This window comes from Streptomyces sp. L-9-10, from assembly GCF_004151105.1.
In the GTDB taxonomy this organism is placed as follows: Bacteria; Actinomycetota; Actinomycetes; order Streptomycetales; family Streptomycetaceae; genus Streptomyces.
On sequence record NZ_PHRF01000048.1, the window covers coordinates 46,872 to 70,880 of the forward strand.

At 70.7% G+C, this 24,009-nt stretch carries 19 protein-coding genes and 1 pseudogene; 10 read left to right on the forward strand and 10 right to left on the reverse strand.

Going from position 1 to position 24,009, the window contains the following annotated elements:
• Positions 1-1,029 precede the first annotated feature (1,029 nt).
• Positions 1,030-1,518 (forward strand): hypothetical protein, encoded by a 489-nt coding sequence (locus tag CU044_RS12805; protein ID WP_129768670.1) that lies wholly within the window; start codon positions 1,030-1,032, stop codon positions 1,516-1,518.
• Between the two features lie 6 nt (positions 1,519-1,524).
• On the opposite strand, the gene CU044_RS12810 is transcribed toward CU044_RS12805, so the two are convergent.
• The 3 genes from CU044_RS12810 to CU044_RS12820 are packed head-to-tail and all read right to left on the reverse strand — an operon-like array spanning position 1,525 to position 3,565.
• On the reverse strand, positions 1,525-2,349 hold the full coding sequence (locus tag CU044_RS12810; RefSeq protein ID WP_129768671.1) for a shikimate dehydrogenase: 825 nt from the start codon (positions 2,347-2,349) through the stop codon (positions 1,525-1,527).
• Positions 2,346-3,077: a coenzyme F420-0:L-glutamate ligase gene (locus CU044_RS12815; protein ID WP_129768672.1), complete on the reverse strand. Its 732-nt coding sequence runs from the start codon at positions 3,075-3,077 to the stop codon at positions 2,346-2,348. The genes CU044_RS12810 and CU044_RS12815 overlap by 4 nt, the downstream gene beginning before the upstream one ends.
• Positions 3,074-3,565 carry a hypothetical protein gene (locus tag CU044_RS12820; RefSeq protein ID WP_129768673.1) on the reverse strand — a complete coding sequence of 164 codons (492 nt, stop codon included), beginning with the start codon at positions 3,563-3,565 and terminating at the stop codon, positions 3,074-3,076. The genes CU044_RS12815 and CU044_RS12820 overlap by 4 nt, the downstream gene beginning before the upstream one ends.
• 247 nt (positions 3,566-3,812) lie before the next feature.
• Between CU044_RS12820 and CU044_RS12825 the strand changes: the two genes are divergently transcribed.
• Complete coding sequence (locus CU044_RS12825; RefSeq protein WP_129768674.1) at positions 3,813-4,688, forward strand: DUF4192 family protein; 876 nt, start codon at positions 3,813-3,815, stop codon at positions 4,686-4,688.
• A gap of 2,485 nt (positions 4,689-7,173) precedes the next feature.
• Entirely contained in the window at positions 7,174-8,109 is a 936-nt protein-coding gene (locus CU044_RS12835; protein ID WP_129768675.1) for a nitroreductase/quinone reductase family protein, read from the forward strand.
• A 276-nt stretch (positions 8,110-8,385) separates the two neighbouring features.
• Here CU044_RS12835 and CU044_RS12840 read toward each other — a convergent pair whose 3' ends face one another.
• A complete protein-coding gene (locus CU044_RS12840; protein WP_129768676.1) occupies positions 8,386-9,645 on the reverse strand; it encodes a macro domain-containing protein in 1,260 nt (419 codons plus the stop codon).
• A 197-nt stretch (positions 9,646-9,842) separates the two neighbouring features.
• Here CU044_RS12840 and CU044_RS12845 point away from each other — a divergent pair, with 197 nt between their 5' ends.
• Complete coding sequence (locus CU044_RS12845) at positions 9,843-10,682, forward strand: hypothetical protein (protein ID WP_129768677.1); 840 nt, start codon at positions 9,843-9,845, stop codon at positions 10,680-10,682.
• A gap of 35 nt (positions 10,683-10,717) precedes the next feature.
• On the opposite strand, the gene CU044_RS12850 is transcribed toward CU044_RS12845, so the two are convergent.
• From CU044_RS12850 to CU044_RS12860, 3 genes are all read right to left on the reverse strand, one after another.
• Positions 10,718-12,355, reverse strand: coding sequence for a GAF domain-containing protein (locus CU044_RS12850; protein WP_129768678.1), 1,638 nt, complete (start codon positions 12,353-12,355; stop codon positions 10,718-10,720).
• A gap of 46 nt (positions 12,356-12,401) precedes the next feature.
• Positions 12,402-13,451: a rod shape-determining protein gene (locus tag CU044_RS12855; protein ID WP_129768679.1), complete on the reverse strand. Its 1,050-nt coding sequence runs from the start codon at positions 13,449-13,451 to the stop codon at positions 12,402-12,404.
• 210 nt (positions 13,452-13,661) lie between these two features.
• Positions 13,662-14,222, reverse strand: a complete 561-nt coding sequence (locus tag CU044_RS12860) for a hypothetical protein (RefSeq protein ID WP_129768680.1) — start codon at positions 14,220-14,222, stop codon at positions 13,662-13,664.
• Between the two features lie 332 nt (positions 14,223-14,554).
• Here CU044_RS12860 and CU044_RS12865 point away from each other — a divergent pair, with 332 nt between their 5' ends.
• A complete protein-coding gene (locus CU044_RS12865; RefSeq protein ID WP_129768681.1) occupies positions 14,555-15,238 on the forward strand; it encodes a hypothetical protein in 684 nt (227 codons plus the stop codon).
• A 68-nt stretch (positions 15,239-15,306) separates the two neighbouring features.
• Here CU044_RS12865 and CU044_RS12870 read toward each other — a convergent pair whose 3' ends face one another.
• A complete protein-coding gene (locus CU044_RS12870; RefSeq protein WP_129768682.1) occupies positions 15,307-15,741 on the reverse strand; it encodes a MarR family transcriptional regulator in 435 nt (144 codons plus the stop codon).
• 139 nt (positions 15,742-15,880) lie between these two features.
• Between CU044_RS12870 and CU044_RS12875 the strand changes: the two are divergent.
• From CU044_RS12875 to CU044_RS12885, 3 genes and pseudogenes are all read left to right on the forward strand, one after another.
• A pseudogene (locus CU044_RS12875) lies at positions 15,881-16,905 on the forward strand (NADP-dependent oxidoreductase).
• 66 nt (positions 16,906-16,971) lie between these two features.
• Positions 16,972-17,400 (forward strand): organic hydroperoxide resistance protein, encoded by a 429-nt coding sequence (locus CU044_RS12880; RefSeq protein ID WP_129768683.1) that lies wholly within the window; start codon positions 16,972-16,974, stop codon positions 17,398-17,400.
• A 267-nt stretch (positions 17,401-17,667) separates the two neighbouring features.
• Positions 17,668-18,606 (forward strand): RICIN domain-containing protein, encoded by a 939-nt coding sequence (locus CU044_RS12885; RefSeq protein WP_240045535.1) that lies wholly within the window; start codon positions 17,668-17,670, stop codon positions 18,604-18,606.
• A gap of 96 nt (positions 18,607-18,702) precedes the next feature.
• On the opposite strand, the gene CU044_RS12890 is transcribed toward CU044_RS12885, so the two are convergent.
• Entirely contained in the window at positions 18,703-21,264 is a 2,562-nt protein-coding gene (locus CU044_RS12890) for a M14 family zinc carboxypeptidase (RefSeq protein WP_129768684.1), read from the reverse strand.
• Between CU044_RS12890 and CU044_RS38555 the strand changes: the two genes are divergently transcribed.
• Positions 21,263-21,427 (forward strand): hypothetical protein, encoded by a 165-nt coding sequence (locus CU044_RS38555; RefSeq protein WP_165371878.1) that lies wholly within the window; start codon positions 21,263-21,265, stop codon positions 21,425-21,427. The genes CU044_RS12890 and CU044_RS38555 overlap by 2 nt on opposite strands.
• A 73-nt stretch (positions 21,428-21,500) precedes the next feature.
• Positions 21,501-22,322, forward strand: coding sequence for an EI24 domain-containing protein (locus CU044_RS12895; RefSeq protein WP_129768685.1), 822 nt, complete (start codon positions 21,501-21,503; stop codon positions 22,320-22,322).
• Positions 22,323-22,476: 154 nt separating this feature from the next.
• On the opposite strand, the gene CU044_RS12900 is transcribed toward CU044_RS12895, so the two are convergent.
• Complete coding sequence (locus CU044_RS12900; protein ID WP_129768790.1) at positions 22,477-23,799, reverse strand: pyroglutamyl peptidase; 1,323 nt, start codon at positions 23,797-23,799, stop codon at positions 22,477-22,479.
• Positions 23,800-24,009: the final 210 nt, after the last annotated feature.

Consider the following 24,009-nt stretch of genomic DNA (forward strand, 5'->3'; position numbering starts at 1 on the left):
ACCTCTTCCCCTATAAGGGGTGACCCTCCCCGGGCCTCCGGTCGGAACGGCCGCGCGGGTCGCCGAGCGGCGTTCTGCCCCCGGGCCGGAGGCCGGCGCCTGCTGACGGTATGACGGCGTGGCAGGTGCCCCGGCCGCCGCCGCGAGCCCTCGCGCGCGGCGGCCGGACCCGACTTCTCCCACACCGAACCTCAGAAGGGGGGCTCATGAAACACACGATGGAGACCGACCTTGCGACGATGCGCGAATGGCTGGCGGATCCCGGCCTCCTGGACTCCGCGCTCGTCGTTCCGGATACCTCGACCTCGCCGACTATGCGGAGGCGCTCGCCGCGCTGTCGGCGCTGGACGGCAGGCCCGGGTTTCCCCACGTACGGCTGCGAGAATCCGTGACTCCTCGCGACTCGCGCCGAACGATTATGTGGGGCGAAGACCCGTCCGACTCCGGTGCAGTGGCCCGGTGGCGGTTCTACGGCTATTCCGACGAGGCAATCGCCCGGGTACGGGATGACAACACCGGAGGGCGAGCAGGCCAGCGGTCACCCGCTCGCGGTCCTCAACATGAACTGACCGACCCGTGAAGCGTGTTGTGTGATTTCCGCGATAGCGAGCCAGGCGACCTGCACCGCAGTGGGAATGACAGCTCGCTTTCTGCGGAGGAGAACCAACCGAAAGCTGACCGCGCCCCGGCCGGCGCTCTGTGGGGGAGCAAGCGGCCGGCCCCGGGACTCCTGTCCGCGGGATGGAACGCCCGACAGAGCTAGGGCTCATGGGTGTTCCACAGGAGGTGCCCACCACGGGACACGGCTGAGTCCCATAGCGGGCGGTCTGGCCGACGCCACCATGTGGCGTCGGCCGGATCCCAATTTGCCCTGCTGATCACATCTGACGACGGAAGAGATGACCCATGCACGGACAACCGCAGTTCTCGATGCGACCCGCCACTGTGAACGACAACGGTCGGCTGGGGCTCTTCATCCAGCAGCGGGAAGCGTGGATGCGGAATGCCGGAATTCCTGTGCAACCTGGCGTGCTCCGAGTGCTGTCGTACGTGGAGGCGGCCGGCACAAAGGTCATGGTCCTGGAGGAACTCGGGGACGAGCCGGGGCGGGAGGCCGAGCTACTGGGATGCACAGTGCTGAAACACAAGGTCAGCAAGGCCGGGTGGATGTCGGCCGAGCGCCGAGAGCGCGCCATGGCCATGGAGTGGACCTACAGCCATCCCGCGCCCCAGTACCGTCAGGATCGCCTGGGGCAGCTGATGACGTGGTGGGTGGCCGATTACGTGGCGCGCCGGCACGCGGATGTCGAGTGGATACGCAGCACCGTACGCAGCCCCTCGCTGGGGAAGCTTGCCCGTGAGCGAGACGGCTGGCAGAAAGTGCGGGAAGCCGACGACGAGACCTTTGCATGGGTCCATCTGATCCAGCGGGAACCGAGGCAGCTGGACGCGCTGCGGACGTTGGTCGCCACTCCGACGGGATTGTTCGGGGACAGCACGGGTGCCCGGCGCGTGTAGGACCGGCTACGAGTTCTCGTGCCGCAGCGAGGCCATGGCCGTGTGCAGCATCTGCTTGTACGGGGCTGGTTTGCCAGCCTGGAGGGTGACTTGGCGGGCGGCCTGGTGCACGAGCATCGGGAGCCCGCCCACGACCGTGGTGCCTCCGGCGCGTGCGGTTCGGGCCAGTGTGCTGGGCCAGGGGCGGTAGGTGACGTCCATCAGCGTGCCACCGGTGCCGGGTGTCCAGTGTGGTGCGAGGGTGTCGGCGGCGTGGGGAGGGAGCGCGGAGACGACGAGTTCGGCGGACAGGTGGCTGGCGGCTTCGGCCCAGGGCCTGATGTCGAGTCCGATACCGATCCTGCGTGCTGGTGCGGTGAGGTGGTCCGTGGCATGTCCGGTGTTCCGTGCGATGACGGTGGCGTGGCGACAGCCCAGGTGGTGGGCTGCTGCCAGGGTGGTGCACGCGGTCGCGCCTGCCCCGAGCACCGTGAGCGTGGACACGCCTGTGACTCCCGTGTCGCGGAGGGCCTGGAGCATTCCGTGGAGGTCGGTGTTGTCGCCGGTCAGCCGCCCGTCCTGCACGGTGATGGTGTTGGCGGCGCCGGTCCGTACGACGGTTTCTGACACTTCGTCGAGCAGCGGTATCACCGCCCGTTTCAGCGGCATGGTTAGGGAGAATCCGGCCCAGCTCTCGTCCAGGGATGTCAGGAACGGGTGCAGGTCCTCGGGCCGGCAGTCGATGGCCTGGTAATCCCAATTCAGGCCCATCGCCTCGTAGGCCGCGCGGTGCAGGGCCGGTGAGAGTGCCGAGGCGACGGGTGAGCCGAGGAGCGCGAGCCGCCGTTTCACGGCCGGTGCCCGCGGTGCAGCATGGCTGTCACCCCGGCATCGTCCGACTCGTACTCCAGTCCCCGCAGCAGTGCTACGGGTACGCCGCGCCCGCGCTGTCCGAGGATCAGCCCGGCCGCCGCGGCGACCAGATCGGTGAATGTCTCCTCCTGACGCTTCCCGGTGTATGTGGTGATCCGCAGCGGTGCGATGCCTGCGGCGCCGATGCTGATGACGGTGGCCCCGGCCCGGTCCGCGCGGCCGTCGCTGTCGCAGATCACCACGGCCACGGTGACGCCGGTCGCCGTGGTGATCGCGTCGCGCAACGCTCGTGCGGAGGCGTCCGGGTCTTCGGGCAGCAACCAGGCGCCCCCTGTTCCGGCTCGGTCGACGCCGGCCGAGGTGAGCTGGAGGCCGAGGCGGTGTGTCGCAATGATCGGCCCCCGGTCTCCGGCCACGAAGTGCTCGGTCGACTCGTCCAGGATCAACTGGACGATCGGTGCGGGCTTTCCGGTGCGCGCGGACAGCGCGAGTGCCTCGGGCCCGGGGATCACGCTGCTTAGGTCGACGTAACGCTTTTCCGCCGTCGACACGATTTTCGAGGCGACCGCCAGGACGTCGCCGGGCTGGAGGGTCAGGTTTCCGGCGGTGAGCGCGCTCATGATGGCGGCGGGGATGTCGTCGCCAGGGGCGATAGTGGGGAAAGGCTCCAGGCCGAACGCGGAGAACTGGGTGGTCGGTGTGGTCATGAGGTCAGGCTCCGTGCGGGGTGGTCGGTGGTGAGGGCGGTGATCAGCCGGCTCTGGGTGTCGGCGAGCTCGGCGGCCCGCTGGGCGGGCCGGCACCCGGAGGTCAGCCAGGTACGGACGCGGTGGATGTAGTGAGGCCACAGGGTGCGCGCGGCGTCGTGCGGCAGCGTGCCGTTTCTGACGGTGTGCCACGCGTCGGCGAGAGCCAGTGGCCATGGATGGGCATCGTAGCGGGGCAGCGCGGGGGCGAAGCAGTCGAGCCGCCCCAGCATGAAGGCCAGGCGGCCCTGTTCGAGGTCGCGGCGGGCTGGCCGGTACTCCGGTGCCCGCGGTGTGATCCGGGATGCGGGGGTGTGGGTGGTGAGGGCCAGGAGGACGGGCACGGCCTGGTCGTAGATCTGCTGGAGGTGGGGGAACGACGCGGGCAGGCAGAGGCAGACCGTCCGCCCCTGGACGGTGACGGCGGGGTCGGCGGCGGTGTGCTGCACCGCGCAGCGCGGACGTGAGCGTGGAGACGCGCTGCTGGTGCTCGGCCGCGGCCTGGGCCGCCTTCTGCTGCCGTGCGGCGAGGAGTCCCAGGCCCACCGACACGCCGGCCGGAAGCGGAAACAGGCTGGGGTGGACAGCACGCCCGCCGGCGGTCCAGCGGCCAGACCGGTCCGTAGGGGGTGCCGTTGGGGCCGGCGAGCGGGGTAGGGAGGCCGGAGATGTACCGGGCGAGGGCCTCAGGCCGGCATGGCCCACTCGGACGACAACGACCTTCCCCACGCCCGACGCCTCTGGTCCTACCTCGCCCGGAACTGCGCCGAGCCGTTCACAAAGGAGGCCGCCCCCATCTTGACGCTGTACGCCTTCGTCGCCTGGCGGCAAGGCGACCTCATCGCGGCCCGCCTCGCCCTGCGCGATGCCATCATCACCGACCCCGACTACGAACTGGCCGTCGGCATACACCTCGCCACGATCGACGGCGAAGACCCCCGAGAACACCTCGCCGCCGCCCGCGAGCGCCAAGCCGAGTGCATGGCGCACCTCCAGCACGCTGTCCAGGTTGCCAGCGAGTACACCCCCACCGACACCAACGCGGCGCGCTACCGCGAAGCCCTCGACTCAGTCACCGTCAGCAACGTCCCCCAGACCTTCACCGACGAACAGTTGATCCTCGCCCGCCACAGCACCGTCGACATCATCAATGGAGCCTTGGCCGACATCCGCAACGGACGTCCTCAACTCATGGACGAAGTCGCCGTCCGCATCATCCTCGGCCTGCAAGACCGGGAAGCCCGCGACGCCGCGCTGTCCAGCGGCGAGGAGAGCAACCTCCCCTACGAACGTCAGCTCTGGGGCAACCTCGCCCGGCGCTGCGTACCGCCGCACACCGGCAAGGCTGCACCGCTCCTCACCCTCCTCGGCTGGGTCGCATGGCGGCAGAACGACACCGTCACCGCCGCCCACGCCCTGTCGGACGCCGTAGACATCGACCCCCACTACGGGCTCGCCACGATCCTCCTCGACGGCATCCGCACCGAGGCCGACCCGGCCCCGCTACTGAAGAAAATCCGCGAGGTCGTAGCGCAATTCGCAGCGAGCCGCGCGGATCTCGACACCCTCTGACCACCACGGTGGCCCCGGCAACCTCGCCGGGGCCACCCCAGCCCGGAGACCACCCCCATGCCCCCCCCCCCGGTGACGAACCCCGCGGTGCCGTCGCCCGTCACACCGCCTACCTGCCCCAGCTCTGGGACAAGAACCACCCTCGTCGTAGCGGTTGCCGACGTGCTGCCGCTCCCCGACCTCGGCGGCACGAAGGCAGCGTGAACGGGGCGACTCGCGCTACGCTGAGAAATGGAGGCTGACCTGCAAGAAGCCGTTCCACTCCACCCCCGGGTACAGGGGGCGAGAGCCCGCTACGCCGGTAAGGCACTCCGCTGCGCCGGAGTTCAACTCCCCTCCCACTCGCAGACCTTGACCTGCGCAGACGGCTGAACGCGCCGAGCCTGCGGTGTGTGAGGACGGGCACGAGCGTCCCCGCAGTGGACATGCAGTGGACGGAAGGACCCGTAAGGATCAGGAAGCCGGCGGAGGAAGGCGGAGACCATCAATGCTCTGACCTGCGATTATGGGACGATCAAGGCAAGATTAGGGAGAGATCGGAAGATCCCATAAGGACTCATAATCCGTCGGCCGTGGGTTCGAGTCCCACCCGCCCCACAGGGACACCTGTTTGATGAATCGTTCCCACCTGGCATCCGAGCGCCCCACGTGGTCTGGACCACATGGGGCGCTCAGTCGTTTACAGGGTCTTGCGTGAGCGGCGCGCGAGCGGGCGGGCCGGACGGCCGGGCACGGCGGGCGCGTGGGGCGACGGCTTCGGCATTCCCCGCTCCTTCCTTGTCGGCTTGTCGGCCTGGGGCAAAAGTCTGGTGTACGTGTCGGACGCTAGCTCAATAGTTCCGTGTCGCGGCGTTTCCTTGATCGTATGGCGGCCACCTCCACCCGCATGGATCAAGGTTGCAGCCACATGGCGCAGATTCCGGACGCCGATCGGCGGCAGGCCCGCCTCGCGGACGAGCTGACGGGACGACGCCTGACGCCTTCTCAGGGTGGGGCCGGGATCCGTCCTCCTGTACGAATACCTTGCCCTTCCCGTGACGCGGCGGCCTCCGCCCGAGCCGTTCCTGACGGTCGTCCAGCTCCCGGAGGGCGATCCGTCGGCCGAACTGCGCCCGTCGTCAACGGAGTTGACCGACCCGTGCGGTCGGCGGCCGCGCCTCCGCTCTCCCGTGGAAGGGCAAAGGCGCTTTCGTGTGCCTGCGGAGCCGATCACGGGCGGAGGGCGGAAAGCAGATCGCCGCCTTGAATTGAATTATCTTTTTACCATGTCGTCAACTTCCATGTTTTCCCGTCGGTCATTGAACCGTGGAATTCTTCAAGTCGTCGATTTGGCTGAGTGTCGCCAATTGTAATATTCCAGCCCGGCGTGCGCCGGTGTTCTCGGGATGTACGAGCGCCCTATTTTTCCGTGCTGCCGACCCGTACGAGTGACAGAATTACATTGCTCTAGCCACCTCCGCGACGTGAGTGTCATAAAGGTGAAGGAGCTTCTCTTGCTCCTCTACCCGCACTCAAGAAAGAGGAATGCATGTCCATTAGAGCGAAGGCTGTAGCGGCACTCGCGGCACTCTCGATTGCCGGCGTTGGGATCGTGGCGGCAACCTCCGCGACGGCGGTCAACTCGACGGCTGCCGCCCCGGGCGCCAAGGCGGTTTCGAAGGTCAGGATCGTTGAGGGCGACGCTCTGCTCTTCAGGGGCGGGGAAAATGAATGGGGCGAGGTCTGGGGGCCGCATTACCAGGGCACCGGGGAGCGGACCGCGCGGATCGACTGCCAGTATCGTACGGGAAGCGGTGCCGAACGCAGTAGGTGGTACCACCTCAATGGGCAAGACTACGTAGGCGCCGGGGCGGTCTACATTTCCGACTCGAAAGTCTCCCCCAAGCCGAATCTCCCCACCTGTTCGAACCATCCGTAAGTAATGGGACCGCGGGCCGCGCGCTTCATGTGTCGCCGCCTGATTTCGCGGCGTGCTCCATTTCGTAGCGGATCAGTACACGCCTGTTCGGGCTGATCCTGCCGGAGAGCCGGTGAAAACCGACGGCCCCCTGCTACTCCTCCGGGAGGGGCAGGGGGCTTTCGCCGTGTCGGCGGCGGGTTGGTCATAGGACCGGATATGGACCGTCAAACGGTCGGGGCGCGTTGACAGATCCTGTGACCCGTGGCTGTAATGGTCCGCGTGTCGCGTGGTACCGGCCGAAGAGCAGTGGGCGGGCCGATCGCCATGGAGGCACCTTCACCGAGGGACGATGCCATGAGTTCTCACTCAGCACTCCGCGCCTGACGCATCCGACGCAGCGCTTCCGCGCGTCGTCCCTTGTCCTTCGCGGTGCCGGGCACCGCCGTACGACATCGATGTTCTTCTCCGGACGAGGGTCCGCGTGCGGTCACGCGCGCCGTGCGCCGTATCAGCGCGCACATCACGGTCATCCACCATCACCGCGTCCACCGCGGACCGCACACTTCTCTGGAGAGACGACACCGTATGCCCGCATCCTTCAACCAGGCGATCATCGACGAGTTCCGGGCCAACGGAGGCAAGGTCGGCGGCCCCTTCGAGGGCGGCGATCTCCTCCTGCTCACCACCACCGGCGCCAAGTCGGGGGCGGAGCACACCGTTCCGCTCGGTTATGTCCGCGACGGCGAGCTGCTGCTGATCGTCGGATCCGCGGGAGGCGCTCCGCGTCATCCCGCCTGGTACCACAATGTGCTGGCCCATCCCCAGGTACGGGTGGAGATCGGTACCGAGACGCTCGAACTGATCGCCGTCCCCGCCGAGGGGGCGTGGCGCGACCGGCTGTTCGAGCGGGTCGTGGGCGTGGCGCCCGGATACGCCGACTACCAGTCCGGAACCAGCAGGATCCTGCCCGTCGTGGTGCTCGAACCCTCGGGGGCCGAGGCGGCGGAGGGGCCGGCCGAGATCGGCAACCTCGCCGACAAGCTGGTGCAGGTCCATGGCTGGCTGCGCGCGCAACTGCGCCACATACGGACCGAGACCGACGCGCACCTCGCCGCGCGGGCGGCGGACGGAGGCTCCGGTGAACCGCCGGCGCCGGGCATCGGTCTCCAGATCAGGCAGCACTGTCTGGCGTTCTGCCAGTTCCTGACGTTCCACCACACCAGCGAGGACGCGCACTCCTTCACCGTGCTGGCGAACCATCACCCGCATCTGCGCGAGGCCATCGACCGGCTCGGCGAGGAGCACCGGACGCTCGCGCGTATCAAGGACGCCCTGCTGGCTCTGCTCGCCGACATCACCGCCGCCGACCCCGAACGCTTCCGTGCCGAGCTGGCCCGGTTGTCGGCGGAACTGGTGGCGCATCTCGACTACGAGGAGGAGGAACTGCTCCCCGTCCTGAGCGAGATCCCGTGGCCGCCGGGTCCGCCGGTGCCCGAACCGGCCGGGGGCGAAGTGAGCTGACGGATGGTCGGGAGATCCTCCCCGGCCTCGTCGACGTGGTCCTGACGCGCCGCCACTTCCTGGGGCGGGCGGTCCGGGAGCCGGCGGCGGAGCGTGGGATCCGTCGAGGCCGGGAACGGGCCGCTCAGAGGGCCCGCGGTGTTCCCCCGACGGGCCGCGGCGGACTCCGGTTGCACCCCCGTGCCATCCGTCCGCCGCACGCCGGGCGTCTCTGAGCGGCCTTGCTGCCCAGTTCACCAGACGGGCTGGGCAGCAACAGGGCGTGAACGGGGCGGATCACGGCAGCGGGCGACGTCTCCCCACGCCCCGGCTTCCGTCCCCGCTCCGGCTCGCGCCGCGGTCCACGCCCTCCACGCCGTCCGCGTTGCCGGCCCTTCCGTCCACGCTTCCGCCCGCGTACTCCGTCAGCATGCGGACCACGAGACCGGCCGGGGCCAGTCCTCGTACGACCAGATGGATGTCCCAGCCCGCGCCGCGCGCCAGCTCCGCGTCGACGGCCGCCCACACCGCGCGGACGCTCTCCTCGTACGGCAGCCCGCCCCGGCCGGAGCCGAGCAGCGGGAAGCACACGGACCGCAGCGGGGGATCGAACCGCTCGTGTTCCTCCGCGAGCAGCTCCAGGGTGTGGGCCACGGCGCGGGTGACATCGGCGGGCAGGACGTCGTAGTCGTTGGTCCCGGCCCGGGGCACGGCGACGGCCGCGTGGTAGACGCGGCGTACGCCCTGGCCGGCGAGGGCGCCCGAGCCGGTGACGGCCACCGTGCCGGGCAGCACAGGACGGCCCGAGGTACCCCGGGCGGCGGCCCACTCGCGCAGTTCCTCGTGGATCGGGTCGCCGAGCATCTCGCCCGTCAGCCCGCGCAGCGCGCCGGCCCGGCGCAGCGAGGCCGCCACCGAGGACTTGTACGCCTCGGGCAGCGCCAGATACGTGTTGACCGGGGACACCACCACATCCACGTCACGCAGCAGATCCACCGGATGGACATGGAGCGTCACCGGCACGGTCCTGCCGTGTGCCGGGACGGTGAGGAGCCGGTGGGTACGGGCGGTCACCGCCGGATCGTCATCGGCCGCCGGGGCGCCGGCCGCCGGATCCCGTCCGGCCGAGGGATGCCGCTCGGCGAGCGCCGCCCGCGCCAGTCCGCCCACCTGCTCGGCGACCTGGTCGAGCACCACCGCCTCCTGCTCCTTGCGGAAGCGCTCGATGCTCACCCCGTACAGCTCGGCCGCGCGCCGTCTGCGGTCGGCGCCCGGCCAGTCACGGGTGCCCGGTGTCAGACCCAGGGTGTATTCGGCGGCCTCCTGGAGGGTGCCGCCGCCGAGCCGTGACACCGCCAGCCGCAGCAGCCACTCCACCGACTGCGACTGGGACTGGGCGGGGACCGCGGCCGGGCCGTCTTCCGCGGGGGCGAGCGCGAAGGCGATCCGGGCCAGTGACGGCACCTCCAGCCGGCGCAGCCGTACGATCCCGCCGCGCCGAACTGTCTTTATCTCCTCAAGGATTGAGGCATGGTCAGGGACTGGCGTGAGCGGCATGGCCGCAACGATCGCACCGGGCGGCCCGTGCCCACAAGCGGCACACCGCGAGGAGCCCGCGGGCGCTCCGGAGACGGCGCGAACGGGATACTCGTATGATGCCGACCTCGTGGGCACCGCACAGGTGTATGGGCGGCCCCGGACCGATACCGACCAGCATCCGACCCGGATCCGACCAGTCAGGGAGCACCGTGTCCGTGCCCGCCACCACACCCCGCGTCCTCTATGTCACCGACCTCGCCTACGAGGCCAGGGGACGCAGATACTGCGACGAGGACATACGGCTGTCGTCCCGGCTGCGGCGGGACTTCGCCGTGGCGCTGAGCCATCCCCTCGACGCAGCGCGGCTGATGGGGTCCTTCGACGCGGTCGTGGTGCGCAACAGCGGACCCGTACTGCACTACCAGGAGCAGTACGACGCCTTCCGCGACCGGGCGCGGGCGTCCGGCGTCCGCGTCTACAACCCGCTGACCGGACGGGCCGACATGGCGGGCAAGCGGTATCTGGTGGAGCTGAGCGCGGCCGGGTATCCGGTCATCCCGACCGTGGACCGCGCCGAGGACCTCGGGCGGCTGCCGCCCGCCGGGACGTATGTCGTCAAGCCGAAGGCGGGCGCGGACTCGATCGGCATGGAGTTCGTCGGCGGGGGCCGGCTCGCGGACGTCTCCTTCGGCGAGGTGCTGGTGCAGCCGCGGATACCTTTCCGCTACGAGGTCTCGTTCTACTTCATCGACCACGACTTCCAGTACGCGCTGTACGCGCCGGACCCCGAGCGGCGCTGGGCGCTCACGCCGTACGAGGCCGGGCCCGCGGATCTGGCGTTCGCGCGGCGGTTCATCGAGTGGAACGGGCTGGAGCACGGGATCCAGCGCGTGGACGCCTGCCGCGCCCCGGACGGGGAGCTGCTGCTCGTCGAGCTGGAGGACCTCAACCCGTATCTGTCCCTGGACTCGGTCGACGACGCGACCCGGGAGGCCTTCGCGACGCGGCTGACGTCCTCGCTGCGGGAGATGCTGCGCTCCTCCGCGAGCGCGTGACCGGCGGGTGAGCCGGGCCGGATCCCCAGGGCGGCTCAGCGGGGTGCCTCCCAGGTCATCGTCGTCCCCCGGCCGCCGTCCTCGCGCAGACCGTCGTCCGTGACGATCAGCCGCACTCCGGTCCGTCCGTCGGCCAGCCGCGCCACGGCGTCGACCTCCACCCCGATCGCCGTCACCCCGTCGCGCCGGTGCGCGGCGGCGAGCGCGCCGCGCAGTTCGGCCAGCAGGCTCCGGCCCTCCGGTTCGCCCACGAGCGTGTCCACCGGTCCGGTGAAGCGCACCGACGGCCGGATACCGAGCACGGCCCCCGCGCCGCCCGTCTCCCGCAGCACCATCCCGCGCACGCTCGCCGGACCGTCGGCAGGGGGCTGCTGGAGCGCGAAGATCGTGGTCCTGACCTCCTGGATCGTGGAGTCCAGCTCGTCCACGGCCCGGCCGAGCAACTCGTCCAGGTCCGTGGAGGCCGCGCGCCGCCGGGTCGACTCCAGCATCATCTCGGTGGCGAAGAGCCGCTGGACGACCAGATCGTGCAGATCGCGGGCGATCCGGTCGCGGTCCTCGAAGACGGCCAGCTGCTCCCGGTCGTGCTGCGAGTCCGCGAGCACCAGGGCGAGCGCGGCCTGCGAGGCGAACTGGGTGGCCAGCAGCCGGTCCACGGCGCGGTACGGACGGCCACCGCGGCGGCGCGGCAGCGCGAGGGTGCCGATCAGCTTGCCGCCGCTCTCCAGTGGCAGCATCATGCTCGGCCCGAAGCGCGCCCGTACATGCGTGGTCATCCGGGGATCGGTCGACGAGTCCTCGATGAACACCGGCTCCCCGCCGAGGAGCTGAACGAGTACGGGGGAGCCGGGCTCGATGGTGGTGCCGACGATGCCGGCGGGGTCGCCGACCGTGGACGCGGCGACGATCTCCATCCCGCCCTCCTCGGTCGGCTGGAGCACCACGCCCGCGTACGCGTCGGCGAGCACCCGGGCCGACTCGGCCACCGTGACCAGCGCGTCGGAGGCGTTCTCGCCGGTCAGCAGCGCGGTGGTGACGGCCGCCGCCCCCTCGATCCAGCGTTCGCGCTGCCGGGCCGTCCCGTAGAGCCTGGCGTTGCCGATCGCGAGCGCCGCCTGCGAGGCCAGGACGCGCAGCTGGTTCTGGTCCTGTTCGGTGAACGAGCCGGTCCGCTTCTCCGTCAGATAGAGGTTGCCGAGGACCGTGCTGTCCAGCTGGAGCGGCACACCGAGGAAGGAGCGCATCGCGGGGTGGCCGGGCGGTACCCCGGCGGACCGGGGGTCGGCCGTCAGATCGTCCAGCCGCAGCGGCCTCGGGTCCTTGATGAGGAGACCGAGAACGCCGGTGTCTCCGTCCGGGAGCCGTCCGATGCGCTGCCGGTCGGCGTCGCTCAGCCCCGCCGTGAACAGCTCCGTGAGTCCGCCGCGCTCGGGGTCGAGGACACCGAGCGCGCCGTACCGCGCGCCGATGAGGTCGGCGGCGGTGTCGACGATGTGCTGGAGCGTGGCGCGCAGTTCGAGGTCGGTGCCGATACCGAGCACCGCCTCGAGCAGCGTGGGCAGCCGGGGCGTCGTCGCGCCGTCGTCGCCACGGCTCTCGTCGTCACGGCGCTCGTCCTCGCCGTGGCCCTCACGGTCGCCGTGGCCCTCGCCGTCGTGGCTCTCTTCGCTCATCGCCCCGTCGCGCCGTCGTCACCGTCGTACCGGTCCCGCCGCGCTCTCAGTGGGCGTCGGCGTCGGCCATCGGATTCAGGACCATCGGCTGGATCTTGCCCTCCAGCATCGCCCCGAGTCCGAGCACGGCGCAGATGTCGGGGCGCTCCGCGATGGCGACCGGCATGCCCGTCGCGTCACGCAGCATCTGGTCGAGCCCCGGAAGCAGCGCGCTGCCGCCGACCATCATGATCCCCCGGTCCCCGAGATCGGCCACCAGATCGGGCGGGCAGTCGCGCAGCACCTTGCCGATGCCGTCGAGGACGGCGGTCAGCGGGGTGTAGATGGCCTCCCGCACGGCGGCGGTGTCCACCATCACCGAACGGGCCACTCCGGTCGCCACGTCCCGGCCGTGGATCTCCGTCTTGGTGGGGCCGCCCTCGGTGAGCCCGTTGTTGCTGAGAGCCAGCTGAAGCGGGCGTACGGACTGGCTGGGCAGCATCAGTTCATGCTGGTGGCGCAGGTGCTGGATCACCGCGTGGTCGATGGCGTTGCCGCCGACCGGGATCCGTACGGCCGTGACGATCGAGCCGAGCGACAACACCGCGACCTGCGTGGTCGCCGCGCCGCACACCATGATCATGGTGGCGGTCGGCTGCTCCACGGGCAGTCCGCAGCCGACGGCCGCGGCGATCAGCGTGTCCACCAGTTCCACCCGGCGCGCACCGAGCCCGACCAGGGTCTCGACGGCGGCGCGCTGGGCGAGCGGATCGCTGTCGTGCGGGGTGGAGGCGGCGGCGCGCAGCCAGGGCTTGCGGCGCAGCTGGCGGCGGAGCTTGTCGCCCAGCAGGTGCCGCAGCATGCGCTGCGCCATCTCGATGTCGATGACGGTGCCGCCGCTGATGGGGCGGGCGACGCGGATGTAGTCGGGGGTACGGCCGGTCATCTGTTCGGCGAGGGCGCCGACGGCGATGAGCGCGCCGGTACGGGTATTGAGGGCGGCCGCGCTCGGCTCATCGACGACGAGCCCGGCCCCCTTCACGAAGACCCGGGTCCGGGCGGCCCCCAGGTCGACGGCGATATGGCAACGTCGCAACTGCTCAAGACTGACGGTCACGGCAGGTTCTCCCGAGAGCGCTGAGTGGATCACCGGCGGCCGCCGGCCCTGTTCGCATAGTGCGGCGCCGGGGCACGCCCCGCGCGCTGGGCTGCGCCAGACGGGCGTCCGGATTTGACGGCGCGCCAGGAAGCGTGGCGGGGACCCGCCGTACGGTCGGTCGGCCCACACGTCTGTCGCGGCCGATGGGGCCGGACGGGACGTGCTCGTCTAGTCGGACCAGCGTTGCAGCAGTCCCCAGGTGAACTCCGCGACGCGGGCGCGGCCGTCGGGCGGTGTGAAGGCCAGCCGCATCCTGGTCGGGGCGGTGCCCTCCATCGGCCGGGCGGGCGGGAAGGCCCGCGCGACCTCGTCCACCGTGCAGCACCACGGGCGCAGATCGTCCGCCGTACGCAACTCGGGGCCCGCCGACCCCGGAGCGCGGACCAGCCATTCGTTCCAGACGGCGCCGCCGGGCGCCACCATCACCTCGAAGCGCAGATCGGGCCAGAGCGGCACGGGCCACAGCAGGGCGTCGCACTCCAGATCGCCGATCACGCGCCGGGAGGTCCGCTCCGGCGCACCGAGTACGGATCGGTAGCGGGACAGCGAGCCGCGCGTCCGGGGCGAGCGCACCATCGCCTGCCAGCGGCGGTTGGCCTCTCGCATGCCGGCCAGGGACACGCCCAGCTCGTGGCGGGCCTCGTCGACCAGCTCCGGCTGGTGATCGGCCATCCGGCGCAGCAGGACGAGCTGGAAGTCGAGCGGCCCGAACGGCCCGGTGGACGTCATACCGCCATCCTCTCCCGTGTCCGTGGGGCGGTCCCCAACCGGGCAGACACGAACAGACGTGGGCAGACACGCCCCGGACCCGTCGCTTCACACACGATCCTCACAACCTCGCCACGTCAGCCGTGCCGCCGCCGCATAATCTGCGGGGCGCCATGGACTACTGCCCACAGTGCCGTCGGCACCTCAACGGCGCACTGATCTGCGCAGGATGCGGGACCCCCGCCGAGGAGCTGCGGCAGCACCGCCCTGTCCACCCCGGGTCGCACCACAGCCGCCTCCCGGGCGGATACGACAGGGAAACCGAGAGTCACGGAGAGTACGGCGACACGCCCGTGAGTGACCACGGGGTGAGTGACTACGGACTTGTCGGTCACGACCGTCCGGACGACCCCGCGCCGCGCCCCGGCTCCTCGCGCCGCAAGGGCTCCTCCCGCAGAGCCGGGCGGGGGAAGGGCGCGCGGGACAAGGCCCCGCGCCGTACCGGTCCGCGCCGGGCACGCAGCAGGCGGGGCCGCAGGCTTCTGATCGCCACGCTCGGCGTGATCCTCGCGGCGGGCGCGCTGAGCCTGGCCGAACTGGCGAGGGAGTCCTCGCGCAACGACAACGCCACCGCCGTGAAGGAGGAGACGCCCGTCGACTTCGACGGCGGTCCGCAGGACACGGAGCGCCCGGTCGCGCCCGACGATCCGGGTGTCCCCACGACCCCGGGACCGGCCTCGGGCACGAGTGCGGGCGGGAAGGTGCGCACGGACGGCAGCGGCGCTCCGAGCGCGCCGGAGGAGGTCGAGGAATCGCCGTCGGCCTCCAGTACGCCCGAGACCGGGGAGACGGCCACGGACGGGCCCGAGTCGCCGGGGGCCGACGACCCGGAGTCCGGTACGACCGGTCCCGCGGAGCCGACGGACGAGCCCACCTCGGACGGACCGACCTCGGCGGACCCGCCGCCACCGCCGCCGCCCGCGCCCTCTCCCACGCCGTCCGAGACCTGTAGCTGGATCATCTTCTTCTGTCTCTGACGGTTCTGTCTCCGACGGGCTCTCCGGCCGCGCTCGGAGTGCGCCGGCCGTGGCTCTCGGCGTGGCTCTCAGAGCACGGTCTCGCCCAGCATCCGCTTGAGCAGGTCGCGCAGCACCCCGCGCTCCTCGTCGGACAGCGCGGCGAGCGGCTCGCGCGCGAAGTCCAGCGAGTCGCGCAGCCGGGTCGCGGTCGCGCTGCCCTCCTCCGTGGGGGCGGCGAGCTTCACCCGGCGATCGGCCGGGTCGGGCCGGCGCTCCACCAGGCCGCGCGCTTCGAGCCGGTCCACGATGCCGGTGACATTGGACGGTTCGCACTTCAGCTTCCGCGCGATTCCGCGCATGGGCAGCGGCTCCAGGGACAGCAGCCCCAGGACGCGCGCCTGCGCGCCGGTGAGGGAGTGCCGTGCCGCGGCCTGCTCGTACTCCTCGTAGTACCGCGCCACGACAGTGCCGATGAGTTCGACGACCTCAAGGGTGAGTGGGTCTCTTCGTGGAGTGGCCATGGACACCAGGGTACTCCGTTACTTGACAGCATGAAATATTCATGAGCATTGTTGTTTCATGTGGTGAAGCTTCTCTCGGGTTCCCTGACCTGGTACCCGTGGCTCACCGCCGCAGAACTGTCTGAGGAGGCTCCGCACGATGACCGCACTTCCCGAGTCCGGCCGCGCCTGGTTTCTCGTGGCCCGCCCCCACGGCTGGCCCGAACCGGGCGATGTCGCCCTGCGCGACCCGTGACCGAGCCGGGTGAGGGCCGGATCCTGGTCCGCAACCTCCACTTCTCGGTCGACCCGTACATGCGGGGACGGATGAACGACGTGAAGTCGTACGTACCCCCGTACCAGCTGGACAAGCCGATGGACGGCGCCGCGGTCGGTGAGGTCATCGCCTCCCGCGCCGAGGGGTTCGCCGTCGGCGACCATGTCGTGCACGGTCTCGGCTGGCGCGAGTACGCCGAATTCCCGGCCGAGCACGGCACGAAGGCCGACGCCTCCCTCGCCCCGCTCTCCGCGTACCTCGGTGTGCTGGGCGCGACCGGACTCACCGCCTACGCGGGCCTCTTCGAGACCGCCTCCTTCAAGGAGGGCGACGCCGTCTTCGTCTCCGGAGCGGCCGGAGCCGTCGGCAGCCAGGCCGGCCAACTGGCCAGGATCAAGGGCGCCTCGCGGGTGATCGGTTCGGCGGGCTCCGACGAGAAGGTCAGGCTCCTCACCGAGGAGTACGGCTTCGACGCGGCCTTCAACTACAAGAAGGGCCCCGTCAGGGACCAGCTCAAGGCGGCGGCGCCCGACGGCATCGACGTCTACTTCGACAACGTCGGCGGCGACCACCTCGAAGCCGCGCTCTCCACGCTCAACACCCATGGACGCGTCACGCTGTGCGGTGCGATCGCGCAGTACAACGCCACCGATCCGGCGCCGGGCCCGCGCAACCTGGCCCTGGCCATCGGGAAGCGGCTGCGTCTCCAGGGCATGATCGTCACCGACCACTTCGGTCTGCGGCCGCGGTTCGTGAAGGACGTCGCGGGCTGGCTCGCCTCCGGTGAGCTGAAGTACCACGAGACCTCGGTCGCGGGCATCGAGAACGGCTTCGACGCCTTCCTCGGCGTGCTTCGCGGTGACAACACCGGGAAGATGATCGTCACGCTCAACGGCCCGACGCACTAGGCTCGTCACCAGGCCGCCGCGGTCCGTGGGCGCGAGTCGCGGCGTACAACAGGAGGAACGCACCGCATGACCATCCAGAAGATCGATGTCCTCTACACCGCCGTCGCCACCGCGGAGAACGGCCGTGACGGCCGCGTCTCCAGTGACGACGGTCAGCTCGACGTCATCGTCAACCCGCCCAAGTCGATGGGTGGCAACGGCGCCGGTACCAACCCGGAGCAGCTGTTCGCCGCCGGGTACAGCGCCTGCTTCCAGGGTGCGCTCGGTGTGGTCGCCCGTCAGGCGAAGGCCGACATCTCCGGCTCGACGGTGACGGCCAAGGTCGGCTTCGGCAAGCTGGAGACCGGCGGTTTCGGTCTTGAGGTCGAGCTGATCGCCTCCATCCCGAACGTGGACGAGGCCACCGCCAAGGATCTGCTGGAGAAGGCGCACCAGGTGTGCCCCTACTCCAACGCCACGCGCGGCAACATCAAGGTCGAGCTCTCCGTCGCCTGACGGACGGCCTGTTGGCCGAGGGCCGTACCCCTGACCGGGGTGCGGCCCTCAGTCATGTCCGCTCGCGCCATGTCCGCTCGCGCCATGTCCGCTCGCGCCATGTCCGCTCGCGCCGTCTCCGTTCGCGTCCTGTCCGTTTCCGACCGTTGACGCGGAAGCGCTTCGACTCTAGCTTCCCGTTCGCGGTCGTGACCGTGATTCGGCATGCCGAACGGCTCCATGTCCCGCGCGCCCCACCCCCCTTCGCCCGCCGTAAGGAGAATCCGCGTGAGCCGCACCCCTCGCAGAACCACGCTCCTTCTGGCCCTGTCGCTCGCCGTCTTCGCCGCCTTCACCGCGTTCGTCCCCCCGCCCGCCGTGGCCGCAGATCCCTGGATCCAGTACTACGACGGCGACTACTACCTGCTCACGGCGTCCCGTACGTCGGAGCTGACCATGCGCACATCGCCCACTCCGGCCGGGCTCTCGACCGCGCCGGGCGTGCGGGTCTGGACGGACTCCACCTCCTCGCGCTGCTGCCACATGGGGGCGCCCCGGATCCACTTCCGGGACGGCCGCTGGTATCTGTACTACGTGGCCGGCCAGGGCATCGCGGACTACCGACCCACCAGGCGCGTGCACGTACTGGAGAGCGCCGGCGCCGACCCCATGGGCCCGTACGCCTACCGGGAGCAGCTCGACGACGGCAGGCTGCCGGACGCCACCGCGCCGACGCCGGACGGTGGCCTCTCTCCGCCGGGCGCCGCGCTCGCCGGGGCCTCCGGCGAACGCGCGGCCACCCCCACGGCGTACACACTCGTGAACCGGCGCAGCGGCAAGTGCCTTGAAGTGGAGGACGGTTCGGTCGCCGATGGCGCGAACGTCCTCCAGTGGGCCTGTCACGGCGGCGTCCGTCAGCGCTGGCGCGTCGAGGAACTCGGCGATGAGACCAGCCGGCTGGTCAACGCCGCCAGTGGGAAGGTGCTGGACACGGCGGCCTGTTCCGTCGCGGACGGGGCCGCTTTGCGCCAGTGGTCCTGGCTCGGCACGATCTGCCAGTCCTTCCGTCTCGTCGTCACCGACCAGGGCGGCTGGGTGCGGCTCGTCGGGGCCCGCAGCGGCAAGGTCGCGGAGGTCGCGGGCTGTTCGACGGCGGACGGAGCGGACGTACAGCAGTGGCCCTGGCTGGGCACGACCTGCCAGCAGTGGCGGCTGAACCCGGTCTGAACAACGCCGCGGGGGCCGTCCCCGCACCACGCGGGAACGGCCCCAGGAGCCACGGCGTCACGGCGTCACCGCATCACTGTGGCGCGCCGTGAGGACTCAGCCGGCCGCCCCCAGCAGGGCGCGGCCGACCTGCGAGAAGAGCCCCTTCGGGTGGTCACGGAACAGCGGCTCCGTACCGAACAGCACCACGGACCCGCCCTTGGCGGACGTACCGCTGACGACCGAGGCCCGGCCCGCCGCGGCCGAGGGGCCGCCCGTACCGTCCTCCTTCGCGCGCCAGTGGCCGGACACCAGCGGACCGCCGGTGCCGTACGACTGCTCGGTCCGCACCCCGGGACCGAGGTCGGTGAACCACAGCGGTGAGTAGACGAAGGTGTGCGCCGGGGCGCCACCGGTGATCGGGCCACCCGCGTTGGTCACCCGCACCACACCGTTCGCGTCGCCGTTGCCCGCGACCGGCCTGGCCGCGAGCAGACCCGCGGCGGTGTTGAAGGCCGCCCCCGCCGAACCGAGCGTGACCACGCCCCCGCCCTTGGAGAGGAAGCCGTCCAGGGCCGAGCGCGCGGCCGGGTTGAGCGCGCCGTACTGGAGGCCGGAGGAGACGTACAGGACATCCGCCTTCGACCAGTCGAAGCCCGCGTTCAGCGTCGCGGTCGACACCGGCAGCACCTCGAAGCCCATCTCCCGCAGGGCGAACTGCTCGCCGGGCGTCACCGCCGCCGCGACGCGCGTACGGGCCACCGTCCCGGAGCCCTTCTCCCCGGTGGCGGTGAAGGCGACGCCGTAACGGTCGGCCAGGACGGCCGCCTGACGACGGGCCGAGGCCGGCACGATCGCCGAACCGTCCGCCGCCCTGCGTACCTTCACGCCCTGCCCGAGCAGGGAGTTGAGGGCGGCCAGATCCTTCGGGTCGTCCAGGCGCAGCCGCAGATCGCCCTGACCCGTCACCGCCCCGGCCGGGGACGCGGCCTGGACCGGACGCGCCGGGATGTGCAGCCCGCCACCGGCCTGCTGGATCTTGTCGACGCTCGCGCCCCACAGCAGCCCGAGGCTCCACCCCGAGATGTCGTACATGGCGGAGACGTCCGCGCTGATGTCACGGCCCTCGTCGAGGATCACGTTGGCGATGCCGCGCTTGGCCTGGTGCATGTCGACGATGTACGAGCCCGCCGGATACGAGCGTCCCGCCAGCCGGAAGCCTGCGCGGGCGCGCTCCACCCGTACGTCATTGGCGACCAGATGGTCCACGAGCCGGGCCGCCGCGGTCGCCGAGCGCTGCCCCTGGCCCGCCGGGATCACATACGCGCGCGGGAAGGACGTGGTGTACACGTCCTCCGGTCCGATGCCCGGCACGCCCGGCACCGTCTCCTCGGACACCGGCCGCTGCGCCTCGCCCGCCACGCCCCGCCGGAACGTCTCGATCTGGTCGGCGATCACCGATGTGCGGTGGTCGAGCGTGTAGTCGAGGGTCGCGCGCATCACCGCGCCCGCGATGTCGGTGTTGATCGCGGAGCGCCTGCGCAGTTCCTCCACCGGCAGGGTGTTGTAGTCGTTGTTGTTCACGCGCATCGGGAACTCGACGGTGTGCGAGGCCACCGCGCCCTGGAACGCCATGTACTGCGGGGTGAAGATCGGCGGCCAGTCGTCCCAGCCCTCCTGCTGGTCGCGGAAGGGGATGACGGGCGGCTGGACGCCGTCCTCGGCGGGGGTGTAGCCGAGATCGTTCACCGCCTTCTCCATGCCGAGGGCGTTGGCGTAGCTGTTCTTCAGGAAGAGGTCGTACTCGTAGTTCTCGCCGTGCGGCGGCGTCGTCGGCTCGATCAGCGTGCCGTTGACATAGCCGTGCAGGTCCAGCATGACGGCGGGCCGCTTGTCGACCGCGATCTGCCGGATGGCCTGCGACTCGGGCTGCGAGGCGGTGATGAAGTCGCGGTTGAGGTCGAAGCCGTTGCCGTTGGCGCGGGTTCCGGCGATCCGGCCGTCGGGGTTGGCGGTCACATTGAGATAGATCCGGTTCTTGGCGAGCAGACCGGCCGTTCTGCCGTCCTTCGCCTTCGCCAGCTCCTCGATGAGTTTCAGGGCGGCGTCGGTGCCCTCCCACTCATTGCCGTGGATGTTGTTGTTGATGAAGACCGGGGTCTTGTACGAGGACTTGATCCGGCGGTCCTTGGCGGCGGTCGCCGGGGCGTCCTCGATCAGCTCGCGCATCCGCTCCTGTTCGCGGGACTCGCGGGAGCTCTCGGGCGCGGTGACGGTGACGAGATACAGCTCATGGCCGGCCGCGGACCGGCCCGCGACCTCCACGCTGACGCGATCGCTCAGCTTCTGGAGGGCGTTGAGCCGGGGAGCGAGTGAGTGGTACGGGGCCAGCCCCAGCTTGATCGACTTGTCGGCGGGGTTCTCGGGCGGCGCGTCGAGGACCGTACGCCGGGGGTAGCCGCCGTCCTTGCGCAGCGCGGGAGGCGCGGGTGTGCCGACGGTGCCGGTGGTCTTCTGGAGCGCGGTGGCGGCGGTGTCGTGGCCGCCGTTCTCCCTGACGGGGTGCGGCCGCTGCGTGTCCCGGCCGGGGGCGGCGGTCGCGGGGAGCGGAGTGAGCAGCAGGGCGCCGGCGACGGCGCTGACGGCGGTGGTGAGCAGGACGGGTCTGGGTATCCCCATGCGTCTGTTCCTCCGGGTATTCGGGAGTGACGGCAACGTCAGAGGCGGGCGGCGGGCGATCACGGCGGAAGCGATCACAGCGGAAGTGATCGCCGCAGAGGCGATCACCGCGGAGGTGATCCCCTCAGGGCGATCAAAAATGATCGGTGTCGATCGACGTTGATCGGTACGCAGGGTCTACCGGTTACTCACGCGAACATCAAGAGGGGTCCGTATACAGCCGGTAGGCTGCACCCATGCATGATCTCGGCGCCGGCTTCGGCTACTTGATGAAAGGCCAGCGCTGGGTCGCGGGCCACGGCCGGTGGTTCGGATTCGGACTGCTGCCCGGTTTGGTCACCCTGGTCCTGTATGCGGGGGCGCTCGTCGGCCTCGCCTACGGCGCCGACGATCTGACGGCCTGGGCCACCCCCTTCGCGGACGACTGGTCCTCGCCCTGGCTCGGTCTCTTCCGGGGCTCCCTGACCGTGCTGCTCTTCGTGCTCGGGCTGTTCCTCGCGGTGATCACCTTCACCGCCGTGACGCTGCTGGTCGGCCAGCCCTTCTACGAATCGCTCTCCGAGGAGGTCGACCGCGCGGAGGGCGGCGAGGTCCCGCAGTCGGAGCTGCCGCTCTGGCGCGACCTGTGGATCTCCGCCCGGGACAGTCTGCGGATCCTGGTACGGGTGGCGCTGTACGGCGTGCTGCTCTTCGCACTCGGTTTCATTCCGGTCGTCGGGCAGACGGTCATTCCCGTGCTCGGCTTCTGCGTCTCCGGCTTCTTCCTGGCGGAGGAGCTGACGGCGGTGGCGCTCCAGCGTCGTGGTGTCGAGCTGAAGGAGCGCCTCCGGCTGCTCAGGGGCCGCCGGATGCTCACCCTCGGCTTCGGTGTCCCGCTCACGCTCGCCTTCCTCGTCCCGTTCGTGGCGGTCTTCCTGATGCCGGGCGCGGTGGCGGGGGCGACCCTGATGGTGCGCGAGCTGACGGCTGAGCCCGAGGACGCGTCCGCGGACGACGACGCCGCGAACGGCGGACAGGGCGCGCGTCGGCCGGGCGTACCGCTCGCCATGGACAAGTGAGGGACGAGTACAAGTGAGGGACGAGTAGCGGCCGACGGCCGTAGCGCCGTCCGATCCGGCAGGGGCCAGGACCGGACGGCGCTGTGCGTTCCGCCTTCTGTGCACCTCAGGTGTCTCGTTGTGCGCCTCAGGTGTCCCGGACGAACCAGGAGGCTCAGGAGTCTTCGGCGGCCACCGTGACGATCGCCCGCAGCTGCGCGATGATGTCCAGCCTGTTCTGTACGAACTCCGGGTCCGTCACGGTCCCCGTCGCCGGATCGGTGTTCCCCGCCCCGAACTGGAGCACCGGCGTGTGCACATGGCCGCCCGGAATACCCAGCCCCAGCCGGTCGCGGAGCAGCGTCGCGCGGTACGCGATCTCATTGGACAGATAGTCGCCGCCGCCCCCGGCGCGGGCCGCGGAGCCGGGCGTCGGTCCGTCCGGCCGTACCACCGGCGCGGTCCCGCCCGCCGGGACCTCGGTGACCGACGTGTTGTCGTACACCGGGAAGCGGCCGGTGTCCGCCGCCACGATCGCGCGGTACGGGAGGCTGGTCGTCGTCCACTGCGGCTGCGAGGCCTGATCGCTCACCGGCACGAGCCCGGTCTCCGAGACGTTCTCGTTGTCCCCGAACCCGCCGCGCCAGGCGCCGTTGAAGCGCTCGACATCGATCCGCCCGACGCGGCCCTGGCTGACCGTGGTGAAGAGGTCGGCCCGTGACAGCGGCCCGCGCAGGGCCTGTTCGACGGTGCCGTCGGCGAAGTCCCCCCAGCGGACGGGGAAGACGGCCGTCTCGATACGGGCGGGCCCGTCGGCGGTCCTGATCACCGTGCCGTCCAGCGCCAGAGCCGTCGCCCCGGACGGGTTGCTGATCCGGATGTCACGGTCCAGGGTGAACGGATCGAAACCGGTCAGCACGATCCGCTTGACGCCCTTGGCGGCGCCGCGTGCCGGGAAGTCCATGGAGTCCTGACCGCGCGAGGAGCGCTCCAGCTTCCCGAGCAGCGCCGTCCGCGCGGTCTCGGAGAGGCCGAATTCCGGCTGCCACTGGCGCAGTTCACGGGTGAGCGCGAGCCGTGCCCAGTACAGTGGCCGGTCGTCGTCCCGGCTCAGATCGCCACGCGCGGGCCCGCGGCCCTGCGCCCGGTCCACCGCCCGCTGCCACAGCCGCCCACCGCTCCGTACGACGGCCCGCTCGGCCTCGGCGTACGAGTCCGCGCCGCGCAACGACCGTACGAAGTCCGGCGCCACGGCGTCGAAGCCGCTGCGCCGCAGGATCTCCTGGGGTACGGCGAGGTCAAGCCGCCGCTCCTCGACGGTGAACGCGGCGGTGGTGGCGGTGGCAGCGGCGGTGGCGGACCGCGCGGGGGCCGGCTGAGCCGCGAGCGGCTGCGCGGCGGCGGGCGGGGGCGGGGCACCGAGGGCGAGCGCGGTGGTGGTGAGGAGTACGAGCCCGAGCAGTTCGGGGCGTACACGTATGTGGCCCAGGGGCCTCATGAGTCTCACGGGAGAGTCCTTCCGTCGGGTGGCGGAAGTATCACCTCCGGACAGGGCGGATGACCATGGGCCCCCTGAACCCGGCATGCGGCACGCACACACGAGGACCGCCCACACACAGGAACGCCCACACACGAGGACCGACGTGCGGTCACGTGGTGGGACCACTCCGCGCGGCCAGGATCGCTGTGCGACCATCCGGCGGAGAGA